Annotated in this window: 15 protein-coding genes and 1 other RNA gene; 4 read left to right on the top strand and 12 right to left on the bottom strand. The window is 51.8% G+C overall.

What is annotated here, in order from left to right:
* Window positions 1-160: 160 nt before the first annotated feature.
* The 12 genes from murC to rsmI form a co-directional block, all read right to left on the bottom strand.
* Complete coding sequence (murC, locus tag UF06_RS07560; RefSeq protein ID WP_045569893.1) at window positions 161-1,624, bottom strand: UDP-N-acetylmuramate--L-alanine ligase; 1,464 nt, start codon at window positions 1,622-1,624, stop codon at window positions 161-163.
* Between the two features lie 13 nt (window positions 1,625-1,637).
* Window positions 1,638-2,705 carry an undecaprenyldiphospho-muramoylpentapeptide beta-N-acetylglucosaminyltransferase gene (murG, locus tag UF06_RS07555; RefSeq protein WP_045569892.1) on the bottom strand — a complete coding sequence of 356 codons (1,068 nt, stop codon included), beginning with the start codon at window positions 2,703-2,705 and terminating at the stop codon, window positions 1,638-1,640.
* Window positions 2,692-3,864 (bottom strand): cell division protein FtsW, encoded by a 1,173-nt coding sequence (gene ftsW, locus UF06_RS07550; RefSeq protein ID WP_139046301.1) that lies wholly within the window; start codon window positions 3,862-3,864, stop codon window positions 2,692-2,694. The genes murG and ftsW overlap by 14 nt, the downstream gene beginning before the upstream one ends.
* A 45-nt stretch (window positions 3,865-3,909) precedes the next feature.
* Entirely contained in the window at window positions 3,910-5,223 is a 1,314-nt protein-coding gene (gene murD, locus UF06_RS07545; RefSeq protein WP_045569890.1) for a UDP-N-acetylmuramoyl-L-alanine--D-glutamate ligase, read from the bottom strand.
* 36 nt (window positions 5,224-5,259) lie between these two features.
* Window positions 5,260-6,342 (bottom strand): phospho-N-acetylmuramoyl-pentapeptide-transferase, encoded by a 1,083-nt coding sequence (gene mraY / locus UF06_RS07540; RefSeq protein ID WP_039423983.1) that lies wholly within the window; start codon window positions 6,340-6,342, stop codon window positions 5,260-5,262.
* Window positions 6,339-7,700: a UDP-N-acetylmuramoyl-tripeptide--D-alanyl-D-alanine ligase gene (gene murF / locus UF06_RS07535; protein ID WP_045569889.1), complete on the bottom strand. Its 1,362-nt coding sequence runs from the start codon at window positions 7,698-7,700 to the stop codon at window positions 6,339-6,341. The genes mraY and murF overlap by 4 nt, the downstream gene beginning before the upstream one ends.
* Complete coding sequence (gene murE, locus UF06_RS07530) at window positions 7,694-9,178, bottom strand: UDP-N-acetylmuramoyl-L-alanyl-D-glutamate--2,6-diaminopimelate ligase (RefSeq protein ID WP_045569888.1); 1,485 nt, start codon at window positions 9,176-9,178, stop codon at window positions 7,694-7,696. The genes murF and murE overlap by 7 nt, the downstream gene beginning before the upstream one ends.
* A 35-nt stretch (window positions 9,179-9,213) precedes the next feature.
* Window positions 9,214-10,944, bottom strand: a complete 1,731-nt coding sequence (locus UF06_RS07525; RefSeq protein WP_045569887.1) for a penicillin-binding transpeptidase domain-containing protein — start codon at window positions 10,942-10,944, stop codon at window positions 9,214-9,216.
* Window positions 10,941-11,258 (bottom strand): cell division protein FtsL, encoded by a 318-nt coding sequence (gene ftsL / locus UF06_RS07520; RefSeq protein WP_045569886.1) that lies wholly within the window; start codon window positions 11,256-11,258, stop codon window positions 10,941-10,943. Before ftsL ends, UF06_RS07525 begins: the two co-directional genes overlap by 4 nt.
* Before the next feature lie 3 nt (window positions 11,259-11,261).
* On the bottom strand, window positions 11,262-12,212 hold the full coding sequence (gene rsmH, locus UF06_RS07515; RefSeq protein ID WP_045569885.1) for a 16S rRNA (cytosine(1402)-N(4))-methyltransferase RsmH: 951 nt from the start codon (window positions 12,210-12,212) through the stop codon (window positions 11,262-11,264).
* Window positions 12,213-12,394: 182 nt separating this feature from the next.
* Window positions 12,395-12,840: RNase P RNA component class A (gene rnpB, locus UF06_RS23155), an RNA gene on the bottom strand.
* A gap of 105 nt (window positions 12,841-12,945) precedes the next feature.
* Window positions 12,946-13,812 carry a 16S rRNA (cytidine(1402)-2'-O)-methyltransferase gene (gene rsmI, locus UF06_RS07510; protein WP_045569884.1) on the bottom strand — a complete coding sequence of 289 codons (867 nt, stop codon included), beginning with the start codon at window positions 13,810-13,812 and terminating at the stop codon, window positions 12,946-12,948.
* 68 nt (window positions 13,813-13,880) lie between these two features.
* On the opposite strand from rsmI, the gene UF06_RS07505 reads away from it, so the two are divergent.
* From UF06_RS07505 to UF06_RS07490, 4 genes are read left to right on the top strand one after another with little or no spacing between them, the layout of a single operon-like run.
* Complete coding sequence (locus UF06_RS07505; protein WP_045569883.1) at window positions 13,881-15,692, top strand: penicillin-binding protein activator; 1,812 nt, start codon at window positions 13,881-13,883, stop codon at window positions 15,690-15,692.
* A complete protein-coding gene (locus UF06_RS07500; RefSeq protein WP_045569882.1) occupies window positions 15,679-16,047 on the top strand; it encodes a YraN family protein in 369 nt (122 codons plus the stop codon). Before UF06_RS07505 ends, UF06_RS07500 begins: the two co-directional genes overlap by 14 nt.
* A 3-nt stretch (window positions 16,048-16,050) precedes the next feature.
* Complete coding sequence (locus UF06_RS07495; protein WP_039423958.1) at window positions 16,051-16,641, top strand: phosphoheptose isomerase; 591 nt, start codon at window positions 16,051-16,053, stop codon at window positions 16,639-16,641.
* Between the two features lie 2 nt (window positions 16,642-16,643).
* Complete coding sequence (locus UF06_RS07490) at window positions 16,644-17,225, top strand: BON domain-containing protein (RefSeq protein WP_045569881.1); 582 nt, start codon at window positions 16,644-16,646, stop codon at window positions 17,223-17,225.
* Window positions 17,226-17,263: the final 38 nt, after the last annotated feature.

The following is a 17,263-nucleotide window of genomic DNA, read 5'->3' as shown; positions in this document are numbered from 1 at the left end:
GACTTTTCTCTCTGTATATTCGCGATACGAAAAGCAAGCACTTTAACCTTGGGATTATACTGAGCTCTGATAAACTATCAAATACTGATAATAAGAAATCGCAACCAAGTTATCGGAAATCCGCGATCCTCGTTCGGCTCTGTGTATTTATACCCACTATTTATGCCAATGATTTCATTTTCGCGATATTCAATTCCAACGCGGCGAGATGTCTAGCGACTTTGCCAACATCGCCTGCACCTTGTGCCAGCACCAGATCGCCATCTTGCAGTACATTCGCAAGCACTGACGGAAGCAGGGCCGAGTCGGGAACGAAAATCGGATCCAATTTGCCACGGCTGCGAATGGTGCGACAGAGCGCACGACCATCGGCTCCCGCGATCGGCTTTTCTCCGGCGGCATAGACATCCAGCATAATCAGCACATCAACCTGTTCCAGCACGTTGGCAAAGTCATCATAGAGATCACGAGTGCGGCTATAGCGATGCGGCTGGAAAATCATCACCAGGCGTTTCTCCTGCCAGCCATTGCGCGCAGCGTTGATCGTTACTCCGACCTCTGTCGGGTGATGGCCATAGTCATCCACCAGCATGGCGCTGCCATTGCCTGTTTCAAATTCGCCGAGGTGCTCAAAACGACGACCGGTTCCTTGCGTGCCAATCATTGCGGCCAAGATCGCGTCATCGCTAATATCGTCTTCGGTTGCCACCGCAATCGCCGCTGAAGCGTTGAGGGCATTGTGGCGTCCCGGAATGTTCAAGGTGATATCCAGATTAGCGCGATCTTTACGCACCACGGTAAATTTGCCTTGCTGCCCGTTTTGACGATAGTTTTCGATACGCACATCGGCGTCTGATGAAAAACCGTAGGTGATCACTTGGCGGCTAATTTTTGGGATTAGCTCACGGATCACCGGATCATCAATGCAGACTATCGCCTGTCCGTAAAACGGTAAATTGTGTAGAAAATCGATGAAAGTCTGCTTCAATGTTTCAAAATCGCCGCCATAGGTGTCCATATGATCGGCTTCAATATTGGTGACGATGCTGACCATCGGCTGCAAGTGCAAAAAAGAGGCATCGCTTTCATCGGCTTCGGCGATCAAGATGCGGCTTGAACCCAAACGCGCGTTGGTGCCTGCGCTTTTAACTAATCCGCCGTTGACAAACGTCGGATCGAGCCCCGCTTCTGAGTAAATTTGTGTCACTAACGCCGTGGTGGTGGTTTTACCGTGCGTGCCCGCAACCGCAATGCCATGACGAAAACGCATCAGCTCCGCCAGCATTTCAGCACGGCGCACAATCGGAATACGCGCTTCACGAGCGGCTTTCACTTCTGGATTCGCCTCGTTGATGGCCGTTGAAACCACCACGACACTCGCTTGGTCAATATTACTGGCTTGGTGGCCGATAAATACCTTGGCCCCTTTTTGCGCCAAACGTTCAGTCACCGCATTTTCTGCTATGTCAGAGCCGGTGATTTGGTAGCCTTCATTCAAGAGGACTTCCGCGATGCCGCTCATCCCCGCACCACCAATCCCAATGAAGTGGATAGACTTCACACGGCGCATCTCTGGCACCATGGCTCGGATTTGGGCTAAATCTTGCGTATGTTGAATCGTCATTGATCTGTACTCTTTAATTCTTATTGGTCAGCGCGATGATCGCGTCGGCAACCACTTGGTCTGCGTTGGTCTGCGCCGCGGCTCTGGCCTTTATTGCCATCGCGAGTAAGCGGTTGCGATCCAGCGGCTGAATCTCCGCCACCAGCTTTTCCACGGTAAGCTGCGGTTGCTCAATCATCTTCGCTGCGCCGCAGGCGACCAGATGATCTGCGTTTAATGCCTGTTGGCGATCTTTATGCATAAACGGGATAAAAATGGCTGCCACGCCCGCGGCAGAAACTTCAGATACCGTCAACGCACCAGAGCGACACACCAACAGATCTGCCCATGCATATTCGGCGGCGACATCGTCGATAAACTCACTCACTTGTGCGTATTTGACGCCCGCTTGTTGGTAGGCTTGTTCGACCTCTTGCGCATTACCTTTTCCAGCTTGGTGGCGAATCTCAAAGCCGCTACCTAAGGTCGCCATAACCGCAGGCATGGTTTGATTGAGAATGCGTGCGCCCTGACTGCCGCCCATCACCAAGATGCGGATTGGCCCTTGGCGGCTTTGCATGCGTTGTAGCGGTTCAGCGAGAGCGACCACATCATCGCGTACCGGGTTGCCGACCACGTCAGCTTGTGGAAATGCGCCTGGAAAAGCTTGGAACACTTTTTTAGCAATTTTTGCCAGCCATTGATTGGTTAAACCCGCCACCGCGTTTTGTTCATGCAGCACCACTGGAATGCCGGATAGCCAGGCCGCGATGCCACCCGGACCACTGACGTAGCCGCCCATCCCCAGTACCGCATCCGGCTGCCACGCTTTGATGTGCGCTTTCGCTTGTAAAATAGCGTTGATGATTTGAAACGGCGCAACCAGTAGGCGCTTCCATCCTTGACCACGCAGTCCTTTGACTTTAATAAAATCGATCTCAACGCCGTGTTTCGGCACCAATTCAGCTTCCATTCGATCGGCCGTGCCCAGCCAGCGGATTTCCCAGCCCTGTTGCTGAAGTTTTTTGGCAACAGCCAAGCCCGGGAACACGTGTCCCCCTGTTCCGCCGGCCATTACCATCAGTCGTTTATTGTTTTTCATCTTGTGTTTGTGACTCTGCTTTTTTCACGGCTGGCATCAGCCGACATTCATGGTCAATTCGCAGCAGTATTGAGACCGCCACCGACATAATAATCAAACTGGAGCCACCGTAACTGATCAAAGGCAAGGTTAAGCCTTTGGTTGGTACCATCCCCGCAGCCGCACCAACGTTAATTAAGGTTTGAAAGGCAAACCAGATACCGATACCAAAAGCGAGATAACCACCAAACTGAAACTGATGCTCAAAGGCTTTCTTACCAATGAATACCGCTTTCAGTACTAGGCTGAAGATCAGCATCAACACCAGCACGACGCCAATAAAACCCAACTCTTCGGCCATCACGGCAAAAACAAAGTCGGTATGAGCCTCTGGCAAGTACTCAAGTTTTTGAATCGAGTTACCTAAGCCCTGACCAAACCATTCGCCACGGCCAAATGCCATCAAGGATTGCGTTAACTGGTAGCCACTGCCAAACGGGTCTTCCCACGGGTCAAGAAACGACGTCACTCGGCGCACTCGGTATGGCTCTATCAGGATAAGTCCAACGACCGCGCTGACGCCTGCCACCATTAAGGCGAGAAACTGGCTCAGCTTTGCTCCGGCAATAAACAACATGCCAAACAGTGTCACCAGCATCACCACCACTGTGCCTAGATCCGGCTGACCTAACAGCAACACCGCCAGCGCCGCAAACACCATGATCGGTTTCATAAAGCCGCCAAAAAAAGTCGCTCTCACTTCATCTTGTTTACGCACCAGATAACTGGACATAAAGATAAACAGCGACAGTTTGGCGACTTCCGCAGGCTGAAGGTTAAACAGCCCTAGCGGGATCCAGCGCGATGCACCGTTGACCGATTTCCCCGCCAGCAACACAACCACGAGCAGAGTGAAAGAGAGGCCAAGCAAATACGGACTATAGCGCTGCCACTTTTCCAACGGCATTTGTAACACCACCGCCGACGTGACCAATGCCAGAAAAAGAAACGTGGCATGGCGAAACATAAAGTGAAACGGTTGATCCGTCAGCCGCGAGCTGATCGGGAAAGAGGCCGACGTGACCATCACCAGCCCGATCAACATTAAACTGAGCGCGATCCACACCAGTTGGCGATCAAACAGCGCCTCTGGTGCGCTGTGACCAAACCATCCGAGCAGAGTTGTTCTGAAATGTGCTGCCTTGACCAAACGGTGAACCTATTACTATGCGTACTGGCGCGCCAGTTCAGCGAATCGATCGCCGCGCGCCATAAAGTTACTGAACTGGTCAAAACTAGCACAGGCAGGCGAAAGCATCACCATATCTCCCGATTGCAATTGCACAGATATCTGCTCAATCACATCTTCCATCCGTTCAAAGCGTTTGGCCGACGGATGCAAAGGCATAAACTTATCGCCATCCGCACCAAAACAGCAGAGTTCGACGGGCAAATTGGCCAAAACAGGGGCTAACGGTGAAAAATCGGCCCCTTTGCCGTCGCCACCGACCAAAAGATAGAGCTTGCCCGTGCAGTGCAAGCCCGACAAAGCTGCTTGAGTGCTGGCCAGATTAGTCGCTTTCGAATCATTGACCCACTTAATGCCGCGATTATCGGCGACAACCTGACACCGGTGTGTCAACCCGGTGTAAGACTTCAGCGCCTCCAGCCCTTTTCGATAATCAATTCCTGCCGCGCTTAGTAGGGCTAGCACGACCAACACGTTCGCCACGTTATGCTGACCCACCAGTTTTAACTCGCTGCTTGGCAAGATGGGCTGACCGTTTTGCGCCAACCATGACTGACCTTGCCAAGTGATTAAGCCAAATTCTTCTGCATCAGAGCCAAACGAGATCAATGGCATCGGCGAGAGCGGATAAGTTTGCACATCATCACGATTGACGATGGCGGTTTGCGCGTGTTGGAAAATGCGCAGTTTGGCTTGGCGATAGTCGTCCATGCCCTGATAGCGATCCATGTGATCTTCGGAAAGATTGAGAAACGCCGCCGCCACCAGTGACAAACTGGCGGTGGTTTCCAGCTGAAAACTCGACAACTCCAGCACGTAGAGTTCGACCTCTTGCTGCAACAAATCAAGAGCAGGTACACCAATGTTGCCACCGATGGCTGCTTTTACCCCGCAGGCATTGGCCATCACACCACACAGGTCGGTAACGGTGCTTTTGCCGTTGGAGCCGGTAATCGCCAACACTGGCTTGTCTGCCGCCCAGGCAAACAGCTCAATGTCACCAACCACAGGCGTACCTTTCGCAAGCACGGCCTGAATCTGTGGGGTTGCTAAAGCGATTCCGGGATTGGTGACCACCAGATCGGCTTGGCTAAGCCAAGCGTCATTCCAGCCACCCGTATGTAGCTCAATGCCTGCTGGCAGTTTGTCTGCGCCCGGCGGCGTCGGGCGAGTATCCATCACCTTAAGCTGCAACTGAGGTTGTGTTTTTCTCAGGTGTTTAACGACAGAGAGCCCGGTTATTCCGAGCCCTACGACCACCACATTTTTTATCGATTGCCAACGTTCCATATTCTTTCACACTGTAATTGTGCGGCGAGACGGCGCTTAACGCACTTTCAGCGTCGCAAGACCAATCAAGACCAAAACAATAGAGATGATCCAAAAGCGCACGATCACGCGCGGTTCTGGCCAACCTTTTAATTCGTAGTGATGGTGAATCGGTGCCATGCGGAAAATGCGCTGGCCACGTAACTTGTATGAGCCAACCTGAAGAATGACCGACAGGGTTTCCATCACAAACACACCGCCCATGATCACCAACACTAGCTCTTGACGCACCAACACGGCGATGGTGCCCAGTGCACCACCAAGCGCTAACGAGCCGACATCGCCCATAAACACTTGGGCTGGGTAAGTGTTAAACCATAGAAAGCCCAGCCCGGCGCCCACCATCGCGGTACACACCACCACCAGCTCAGAGGCATGCGGCAGATACGGAATATGCAGATATTGAGCGAAGTTGACGTTGCCAGTCGCCCAGGCAATCACGGCAAACCCGGCCGATACCAGTACAGTTGGCATGATGGCCAAACCATCTAATCCGTCGGTCAAATTGACCGCGTTTCCGGTTCCGACAATCACAAAATAGGTGAGGATAACGTACATTAAGCCAAGCTGCGGCATCACATCTTTGAAAAAAGGCACCACTAACTGAGTGGCAGCGGTGTCTTTGCCATACGCGTACAGAGCAAACGCCACAACGAGCGCAATCGCCGACTGCCAGAAATACTTCCAGCGAGCAATCAGGCCATCGGTGTTTTTGCGCACCACTTTACGATAATCGTCGGCAAAGCCAACTGCGCCATAACCAAGCAACACAGCCAGCACCGCCCACACATAGGGGTTCGAGAGGTTCGCCCACAGCAATACGGTAACCGTGATTGCCGTTAGGATCATGATGCCGCCCATGGTCGGGGTACCACGCTTACTGAAATGGGACTCCGGCCCCTCATTGCGCACCACTTGACCAATTTGCAGCAGTTGCAGCCGTTTGATCATCTTAGGCCCCATCCAAAGCGAGAGGCCAAGCGCCGTTAGGACACTTAAGATGGCGCGAAACGACAAGTATTCAAACAAGCGGAAGAAAGAAAAATATGGCTGTAGCAGCTCGGCAAGCCAAATAATCATTTAAAGTTCTCCTTCAAAGCAGCCACAACGTTACTCATGCCAGCCGAGTTCGCCCCTTTTACCAATAAGGTATGGCTCGATTCGGTGTCAGAAGCGAGATGCTGCTTGATATAATCGATCATGGCGCTATGGTCAGCGAAGTGAAGCCCCTGACACAGATCGCTAATCATTCTTGTGTCCTCACCAAAAGTAAGAACGTGCTCAAAACCAAATGGGGCAGCATGTTCACCGACTTGACGATGAAGTGCAAGACTTTCATCCCCCAATTCGGCCATGTAGCCTAAAATTAGCCAGCGCGTACCTGAAAAGCTCCCCAAAAGATCCACGGCGGCTTTCATTGCTGGGACGCTAGCATTATAGCTGTCATCGATCAGTTTAATCTTATCGGTGAGACGTTGGACATCCACGCGGCCTTTTACGGGCATCAAATTGCGCAGCCCTGCCTGAATTTCTTCCTTACTCGCACCAAAATGCAGCGCGATGATCGAAGCCGCAATCGCATTACTGACGTTATGCTGACCAATGATCCCCAGCGAGATAGGCCAAGCTTGCTGTGGCGTGTGCAAAACAAACTTTGCTAGGCCCTCTTCATTAAGATAAACGTCAGAGGCATAAAAGTCGGCATTTGGATCGTGCGCCGAGAAGGTCACGACTTTTTTATCGGCCAACACCGATTGCCATGCGTCTCCGCCGTTACTATCTAGGTTGACCACTGCCACATCGCCGGCAGCAAGCCCTTGATAGATTTCACCTTTCGCTTTTTTCACTCCGTCAATCGAGCCAAAGCCTTCCAGATGCGCGGCCGCCACGTTATTGACCAGGGCAATTTGCGGTTTGACTAAACGGGTGGTGTAAGCAATCTCGCCAATGTGGTTGGCACCCAGCTCAATCACCGCGTAGTCATCATCTTCTTGTGAGCGCAGCAGCGTAAGCGGCACGCCGATGTCGTTGTTAAAATTACCGGCGGTAAACAGCACCTTGCCTTTTTGCTGCAAAATACTGGCGGTCATCTCTTTGACGGTGGTTTTCCCGCAGCTTCCGGTGATCGCCACCGTCGCCGTCTGGCAGCGCTGATGCACATCGGCCGCTAACTGGCCGAGCGCCAGTTTCGTGTCTTGGACAACCACTTGCGCAACAGGCAGATCAAGCGCGCGTTGCACTAATAAAGCACTTGCGCCAGCCTGCAACGCTTGCTGGCAAAAATGGTGCGCGTCGAAACGCTCTCCCACTAAGGCAACAAACAGCGCCCCTTTTTCAATCTGACGGGTGTCGGTGGAAACACTGGAAAAAAGAGCATCCTCACCGATAAGCTGGCCCTCAGTGAGCTGAGCCAAATGGCTAAGCGTGGTGTCTAGCATGGCTGAATTCCTAAAAGTTGCTGCGCCGATTCACGATCAGAATAGTGAATCGTCTGATGGGATAACACTTGGTAATCTTCGTGCCCTTTGCCCGCCAATAAAATGATGTCGTCGGCATGGGCATGCTGCAAGGCGTGTTGCAGCGCTTTGAAGCGATCATGCTCCACAACGGCCAACTGCGGCGAGGCAAGACCGGCTAACATATCGGCGATGATCTGCGAGGCATCTTCACTGCGTGGATTGTCATCGGTGAGGATCACACAATCCCCGAGCCGCTCGGCGATTTCCGCCATCATCGGCCGTTTGCCTTTGTCTCGGTCACCACCGCAGCCAAAAATGGCCCACAGCTTACCCTGACAATGTACGCGCAGCGCTTGCAAGGCTTTTTCCAGAGCGTCGGGCGTGTGAGCATAATCCACCACCACTTTTGCTCGGCCCGGAGCTTGGAAAAGCTCCATACGACCAAGCACGGGTTGCAATTGGGCCGCACTATCGAGCAGCGCTTGTTTATCAAAGCCGAGACTGAGCAAGGTGGCCAGTGCCAACATCAAATTGGTGGCATTGAATTCGCCGATCAGCGGCGCTTGAAAACGGCCAGTACCGAAACAGCCATCAAACTCAAGCGTGATGCCGCTTTGCGCGTAGTCGACACGCGTTGCCCAAAGGGTGCGCTCTGCGGACGTTTGTGGCTGCAGCGAGACAGCAATACCGCGCTCAAGCTCGGCAAACCATTGAGCACCAATCGGATCATCGACATTGATGATCGCTTGCTGGCATTGATGTTCAGTAAACAGGCTCATTTTGGCCTGTGCATAAGCCTCCATCGTGCCGTGGTAATCGAGGTGGTCACGACTTAAGTTAGTAAACACGCCTGCGGCAAAGTTGAGATCTTTCACTCGCCCTTGCACTAAGCCGTGAGAAGAGACTTCCAACGCGGTGGTTTGTGCGCCTTGCTGCGCTAGCGTCGCCAACGTTTTCTGCACTTCGACAGCGCTACCTGTGGTATTGGCGGCGGGCTGCAAGTTATGCAGAAAACCATTGCCTGTCGTCCCCATCACTGCCGCCGACTCACCGAGCAGTTGCAGCCACTGGGCGATCAATTGCGTGATGGTGGTTTTACCGTTGGTGCCCGTCACGCCAATCAAGCGCATCTGCGGATGCGGATAGAGTTTCCCGGCAATGGCCGAAAGCTGTATGTCGAGCTGCTCGACATACACCACGGGCACATCCCCTCGGTACTCCAAACTGGCGTGCGAATGTTGAGAGCAAGCACTGGCGATCACCGCATTGGCACCATTGGCGATGGCGGTATCGATAAAACGGCGACCGTCGGTTTGCTGGCCAATCATTGCCACGAAGGTATCCCCTGCACGAATCTTGCGACTGTCCAACTCAAGGGAAGTGACCGTTACGGCGTTGAGCTCTGGATAAATCGCCCAAGGCGATAACAAGCTGGCCAAACTGATGGATGTTGTCATGGTTTCAATTCTCCGAGCTAAGCTCAGGTATCAAGTTAATTCTGGAACTGGTTTTCATCTGGAGCGACATTTAAGATTTGCAGCGCCCCTTTCATAATTTCGGAAAAGACTGGCGAAGCGACCGAGCCACCGTAGTAATCATCGCCCTGCGGCTCGTTCACCACCACCACCAGCGCAATGCGCGGATCGCTCACTGGCGCAACGCCGGCGGTATAGGTGATGTACTCATCACTGTATCCACCCGCGCTCGCTTTGCGCGAGGTTCCGGTTTTCGCCCCGACCCGATAGCCGGGTACAGCCGCACGACGAGCTGAGCCGCCTTTTTGCGTCACGGTTTCCAACATATTAAGCACTTCTCGCGCATGCTTTTGCGACACCACCTGCTTGGCCATGTCGCGTTCATGACTTTCGATAATGTGGATCGGCTCATATTTGCCTTCGTTACCTAAAGTGGCATAGGCGTGCGCCAACTGGATTGGTGTCACAGACAAGCCATAGCCAAAAGCGAGCGTAGCGCGTTCAATCGGTGACCAGCGAGTACGCGTGGGGAAAATACCCGTCACTTCCCCCACTAAGTTCAGCCCGGACAGTTCACCTAAACCGACCGAGTTATACATTCCAAGTAGCGCTTCAATCGGCATCTCCATCGACAGTTTCGTCACGCCGATATTACTGGATTTTTTGAGAATTTCTGTGAGATTAGCCTTACCGACTTTCGAGACATCACGTACTCGGCTGCCTCCTACTTGCAAAATGCCGTTGCCCGTATCAATTACGGTATCTTTAGTCGCAACGCCGTTTTCCAGTGCCGCGAGAATAACAAACGGTTTGATGGTCGAGCCAGGCTCTAAGGAGTCGGTAATCACGCGGTTGCGCATTTTATAGCTTTGCCAGTCACTGCGGTTATTGGGGTTGTAAGATGGGGCGTTGACCATCGCCAGTACCGCGCCTGTTTTGACATCTAACATGACTGCAGACCCCGACGTCGCGCGATGATCCGCCACCGCCTGTTTGATGGCGCGATAGGCGATTGCTTGCAAACGTTGATCGATGGTCAGATTGAGCGGTTTGCCTTCTTGACGCTCTTCCAGCGCGATGTTTTCCACCACACGGCCATAGCGATCTTTACGGATGGTCTGTTTCCCCGCTTCGCCCGTCAGCCAATTGTCGTAACTGCGCTCAACCCCTTCCAAACCGTGGCCGTCAATACCAGTCACGCCCACTAGGTGCGCACTCACTTCTCCGGCGGGATAATAGCGACGAGACTCCTCTTTCAGCCCCACGCCCGGCAATTTCAGCTCGCGAATATAGTTGGCCATCGCAGGGCTGACTTGACGCTGCAAGTAGATAAAGCGCCGAGTTTCATTGCGGTGAATTCGCTCGATCAATTCGTCACGCTCAAGCCCGAGTACATCCGCTAAGGCATACCATCGCTGCGGGTTATCCAAGCCGTTTTCTTTGAAAATGGTCACCGGATCGGCCCACACGGCTTCCACCGGGACACTTACCGCCAGCGGCTCTCCATTCCTATCCGAAATGATCCCTCGCGCAGAAGGCAGCGCTTTGACGCGAATCGAACGCAAGTCCCCTTCACGAATCAGGTTATCAGGCTCCACCACCTGGATCAGCGCCAAACGCGCCACCAAGGCTGCAAACGCCAAGAAGACAAAAAACAGCACCAGATGGAAGCGCCAACGGATCAGTACCGGGCTCGCTTGCTCTCTCTCTGACGACTGAAGTTTACTTTTGCTCTTTTTCGCCATCATTTCAGATTGATCACCACTTCTTTGTCACCATCCGGACGGCGCATTTCCAACTCTTTCTTCGCCAGTTCCTGTACTCGGCTGTGCTCAGCCAGTGCCGTCTCTTCCAGCATTAAGTTACGCCACTCACTGTCGAGATGTTCACGCTCTTGCAAGGTTTGATCTTTAAAGGTGATCGCTTGACGAGTGTGGTGCGTGGCAAAGACCACGGCCATTGCCGTGGCAAAAATGCACAGCAGCAGCAAAAGTGTCACCCGACCTACAGTGAGTAAGTCGAGTAAAATTAATTTGGCGAGATTGGGCGTGCGCTTGGCCATGAATCAGAGTTTTTCAGCAATACGAAGAACCGAACTGCGCGAACGAGGGTTCATCTCAATTTCCGCTTCCGTTGGCATAATCGCTTTGCCAACCGTTTTCATATTGGCCGAACCTAACGCTTGAATTTGCGCTTCGGTCAGGGGGATCCCATAAGGCACTTCTGGCCCTTTGCTCTCTTTACGCATGAAACGTTTCACCATGCGATCTTCCAGCGAATGAAAGCTGATGACCGACAAACGCCCTTGTGGAGCCAAGATCGATGCTGCGCCTTTTAATGCGGTGTCGATCTCTTCCAATTCACTGTTGATGTAGATGCGAAAAGCTTGGAATGTGCGCGTCGCTGGGTGTTTTTTCTCTTTGAAACTTTTTGGCGCCGCTTCAGAGATCAATTTGGCCAGATGTGACGTACGTGTGAGCGGCTCTTTCTCTTCATTTTCCCGATGAGCGACGATCGCTTTGGCGATGCGGCGGGCATGTTTGTCTTCGCCGAACTCGCGGATCACCCACGTGATGTCATCAAGATCCGCTTCAAGCAACCACTGCGAGACTGGAATGCCCGACGTGGGATCCATGCGCATGTCGAGTGGGCCATCTTTCATAAAGCTAAAGCCCCGTTCAGCGTCATCCAACTGGGGGGAAGAAACGCCTAAATCGAGTAAAACACCATCCACCTTGCCGACTAAACCGTACTGCTCAGCGTACTTGGCCATGCCAGAAAATGGGCCATGGATAATGGTGAAACGTGGATCGTCAATTTTTCCCGCTTCAGCAATCGCCTGTGGGTCGCGATCAATACTGTAAAGGCGGCCATTTTCGCCCAAGCGCGACAAAATTGTCCGACTGTGACCACCGCGGCCAAACGTTCCATCAATGTAAATCCCGTCTGGCTTGATCGCTAAGCCGTCGATCGATTCATTGAGTAATACGGAGATGTGCTGGAATGTGTTGGTCATGGTCTTCTCGTTGAATAAGCTAAGCCTTGGACGGCGAATCATTAGTGTACTGATTTCCATCACCAGTGCCACTACTAGACTGGGCCTAGGCGTGATATAGCGCCAAGTTTATGGGTTGGTGAATAAAATACGTCAATAAAAAGCAAAAAACCCATCATTAACAAGTAATGATGGGTTTAAAGAGGTGGAGCCGACACATAAGCCGGGTTCTGTTCCGCTTGCGCGGCGGTAGCCATTCGTCTAGGCCAGCAATCACTCACTGGCTCGAGCAACCTACCCGCCTCCTTACGCGAGCAACGCAATGTGGAGGCCTATTTGGTCTTGCTTCAGGTGGAGTTTACCCTGCTACGAACTATTACTAGTCGTCCGGTGCGCTCTTACCGCACCCTTTCACCCTTACCTGATCCCCTTTTCTCTAACGAAAAAAAAAGCCATCGGCGGTCTTCTCTCTGCTGCACTTGTCGTAGGCTTGCGCCCCCCAGGCGTTACCTGGCACCTTGCTCTATGAAGCCCGGACTTTCCTCCCCTTTGTCAGTATCCCGAAGGACGTCAACGTCAGTTTCCTAAAGGACCTCAACGTCAGTCTCCCGAAGGACATCAACAAAGCAGCGACTACCCAGTCAGCTCCGAGGGCGGATTGTATAGCCTTCTCACCAAGGTGTCTAGTCAGATCACATTATCGGCGCAAATTAGCGCTCATTTGCACAATCAACTCGCCTACATACGCGAACCATTACTGGTCGAGGTTTTCCAAACCCCATTTGTACAAGGCATTTTTCTTCACGTTGTAAATTTCCGCGACCATGGCAGCGGCACGTTTGAGTGGCAACTCTTTAACTAAGATGGTCAACGCGCGCAGCGCTTCTTCCGGCAGAGCATCTTCTGCACTGTCACGATAACCATGAATCAATAACGCCATTTCGCCTTTCTGCTGGTTTTCATCGCTTTTCACCCAGTCGACTAGCTCACCCAACAGCATTCCTTGGATAGTTTCAAAGGTTTTGGTCAGTTCCCGCGCCAGCACCACTTCACGATTTGGCCCAAGAATTTCCAGCATATCGTGCAGTGAGTCGATGATTCGGTGTGGTGACTCATAAAAAATACAGGTACGCTCTACCTTTGCAATCTCAAGCAATTTATCCTTACGACCTTTACTTTTGGCAGGTAGGAAGCCTTCGAAACTGAATCGATCCGAAGGTAAGCCCGATGCAGACAAAGCGGTAATGACCGCGCAAGGGCCAGGTAACGGCACAACTTTAACGCCAGCCTGACGACATTGGGAAACCAGATGGTACCCTGGATCACTGATCAGCGGCGTCCCTGCATCAGAGACCAAAGCGATGTTTTGCCCAGCGAGCAGTTTATCGACCAGCACCTGTGCTTTTTGCTGTTCATTGTGATCATGTAAGGCAAAAGTTTTGGTTTGAATATTGAAGTGAGACAACAATTTACCTGTGTGACGAGTATCTTCGGCCGCGATGAGATCGACCGTTGATAGTACTTCGATGGCGCGATGGGTGATGTCCCCCAAGTTCCCAATTGGAGTAGGAACAATGTAGAGGGTGGCACCCGTGGCGGGTAAGTTATTTTTTTCTGTCATTTGTTTACCATCACTTCAACGATTAAGATAGAGACAATTTTGTACGGAATTATAGAGAACTCACGGCAATGATTAACCATAAGAGACTCAGTGTACCACGCCTACTCACCCCTGTTGCACTGGCAATTACCTTAGCGGCCTGTTCTTCGGCGCCGAAGATGCCGACCAGTGTTGACATTACCCTTGAGCCGAGCCAGTCCGTTGAAGCTTACATTATCAATGCCGACAGCAGCGAAGGCAGTTTGCAAACCGACTGGCTAATTATGGCCACCAAAGCGGCATTACAGGCCAATCAGTTAGAGCAAGCCGATTTGCTTATCCAGCGCTTAGCTCGTCTGCCCATGAGCGAGAAACAGCAAGCCGAATGGCAACTTGCCCGAGCTACTTACCATCAAAAGAAAAATCAACCTCGCCTGATCACCGAGCTGCTCAATTTTAAGGCATGGTGGACGCTGGCCGACAGCCAATGGCAAGAGTACTACACCCTGCGTGCGCAAGCCTTTCAAGCGCTTGATCGCCCTTTTGAAGCCAACCGCCAATGGGTCGCGCTCAGCAAATACGTGCCAGAAGAGCAAAAAAGTGCCATCGCGGAACAGATTTGGGCCAATTTCAGCCGTTATTCACAGTACGAAATCACGCAACTGCATACCGAATCTGATGAAGAGGTGCTGGACGGCTGGCTGCAACTGGCGATTTACATGAAAAACATGGCGGGGAATGTTCCTCAGCTAAAAAATACCCTAGAGCATTGGCTCGCCGAGAATCCAAACCATCCGGCCGCGACTTATACACCGGTCGAAATACAGTCAATTCTGGCGTTGGAGATCATTAAACCGGTCAATACTGCCTTGCTTCTTCCGCTCAGCGGCAAGTTTGCCAAACAAGCACAACTGGTTCGTGACGGTTTCATTTTTGCCATGATGAATGACAGTGGGCGGGATCCAAATGCCACATTGACCGTAATTGATACCAACCTCTACCAAGCCAAGCAAATCAAGCAGCGCCTGATTGATGAGCAAATCGATTTTGTCGTTGGGCCACTGCGCAAAGAGATGATCGAGGCTTTACAGCAAGAACTGCAAGATGAAAACGGCAAGACACAAATTCCATCTTTGGCATTGAATATCCCCGACACCATTCAGCCAGGTACAGGCATCTGCTACGTCGCCCTCTCACCCGAACAAGAGGTAGCGCAAGCGGCGAAACATCTGTTTGCGGAAGGCTACAAATACCCGCTCATTCTGGCTCCGCAAGGTGCATTTGGTCAGCGCGTAGTCGCCGCGTTTGAGCAAGAATGGCAAAAGTACAGCACAGATAAACCAGCCCTAAGCTACTTTGGTGACAAACGCCAGCTACAACGAGACATCAACTCTGTATTTGGTTTGCAAGAGAGCCAGCAGCGCATCGCGCAGATGGAAAGCCTGATGAATGTGCCGATGGAAACTCAACCACGCAGCCGCCGTGATATCGATGCGGTGTATATTGCCGCGCGCAGCTCTGAGTTGACACTCATTAAACCCTTTATTGAAGTGGCCATAAACCCAGATACTAAGCCGCCGAAACTGTTCTCCAACTCCATGAGTAACAGTGGTGAGAAGCAGTATGAAGATCTCTCTGGCATCGCTTACAGTGACATTCCGCTGCTAATCCAGGCAAACCCTGCGCTGGATAATCAAATGAACCAATTGTGGCCAGAACAGTCAAACTTCCAAAAGCGCTTACAGGCACTCGGGATGGACTCTTACAAACTCATGGCAGAATTGCCGCAGATGAAAGTGGTCCCTAGCCATTCCGTCAATGGCAAAACAGGCCTGCTCACCATCGACAACAACTGTGTGGTGCAGCGCGAGATCAGTTGGTCAGAGCATGGCTCTCTTTAATCGCCGCGCTGTCGGTGAACAATACGAATCCCTGGCAAAGCGTTGGCTTATTGGCCAGGGATTGGTGTTTATTGAACAAAACTTCAACACTAAATTGGGTGAAATTGACCTTATTTTCCGCGATGGCGAGACCATTGTGTTTGTAGAAGTTAAATACCGGAAAAGCGTATACTACGGCCACGCCGCCGAAATGGTCTCTGCCGCAAAAGCAAACAAGTTACTCAAAACCGCTTATCTTTGGCTAGATCAACACGGATACAACGCTTGTAACACCGCGATCCGCTTTGATGTGATTGCAATACACAATAATGGCGACGATCTCCATTGGATAGATAACGCCATCACGCAAGGATAACCAATGCTCGACAGCATTAAAGACAGTTTTACCGAAAGTATTCAGATTCAAATTGCGGCCGCAGAAGCGCTGCCCGATGCGATTACCCATGCCGCGCAAGCGATGGTCGCCACGCTACTCAACGGACACAAAATTCTCTGCTGCGGCAACGGCGGTTCAGCAGCCAATGTCCAACAGTTTGTCTCTTGCCTGCTAAACCGTTTTGAGACCGAACGGCCGAGTTTACCCGCGATGGCACTGACCGCCGACAACACCACGCTAACCGCCGTGGCAAACGACTACCACTATCAAGAAATTTTTTCCAAACAGGTGCGGGCCTTTGGCCAACCAGGCGACATTCTTCTCGCTATTTCCACCAGTGGTAACAGTAAAAATATCATCAAAGCGATGGAAGCTGCGGTAACGCGTGACATGACGATCATTGCACTAACCGGCAAAGATGGCGGTGAAATGGCTGGGCTTCTGGGTGAAAACGATGTGGAAATTCGCATTCCCTCCCATCGTACTGCACGTATCCATGAAGTTCATATGGTGACCTTGCACTGCTTGTGCGATCTGATCGATCAGGTGCTCTTTCCAACTCATGAGGAATAAGAATGTTGCGTTACTCACTATTACTGCTCACAACGCTAATGCTCAGTGGATGCGCAGGGCTATTTATTGCTGGGGCGGCAACCACCGCTAACATCGTCACTGACACCAGAACCACCAAAGAGATTTGGCAGGACAACAATATCGAGTTTGAAATTGCCGCTATCGGCAACAAAGCCCCATACGTGGGCAAAGTGAGAATCGTCGCCAGTTCATACAACGGCACGGTAGTTTTGATGGGGCAAGCTTCCAGCGCCGAAGAGCGTGCGAGTTTCGAAAGCCAAGCTCGCAACGTTAAAGGGGTCAGCGTACTGCACAATCAGGTTAGAGTGAAAGCGCCACTCGGTGTGTCAGAGATCAGTAACGACAGTTGGATAACCACTAAGGTCAAATCCGCATTGTTGGCCGAGTCGGAGCTCAATGGCGTCAAAGTTAAAGTGATTACCGAAGATAAAGAGGTGTTTCTATTTGGCTACGTCACAGAGGCTCAAGCAAAAAAGGCCACTGAAGTCGCTCGCAATATTTCTGGCGTTAAGCAAGTGATCCGCGCCTTTGAATATGGCAACGCGAAAACCGAAGAGCAGTAACGGATAAATCACAAGTTGCAAAAAAACAAAAAGCAGCG

Source organism: Vibrio sp. S234-5 (genome assembly GCF_000960595.1).
Taxonomy (GTDB): Bacteria; Pseudomonadota; Gammaproteobacteria; order Enterobacterales; family Vibrionaceae; genus Vibrio.
Note: the sequence above shows the minus strand (reverse complement) of the source record. Positions and strands in the feature narration are given on the sequence as shown.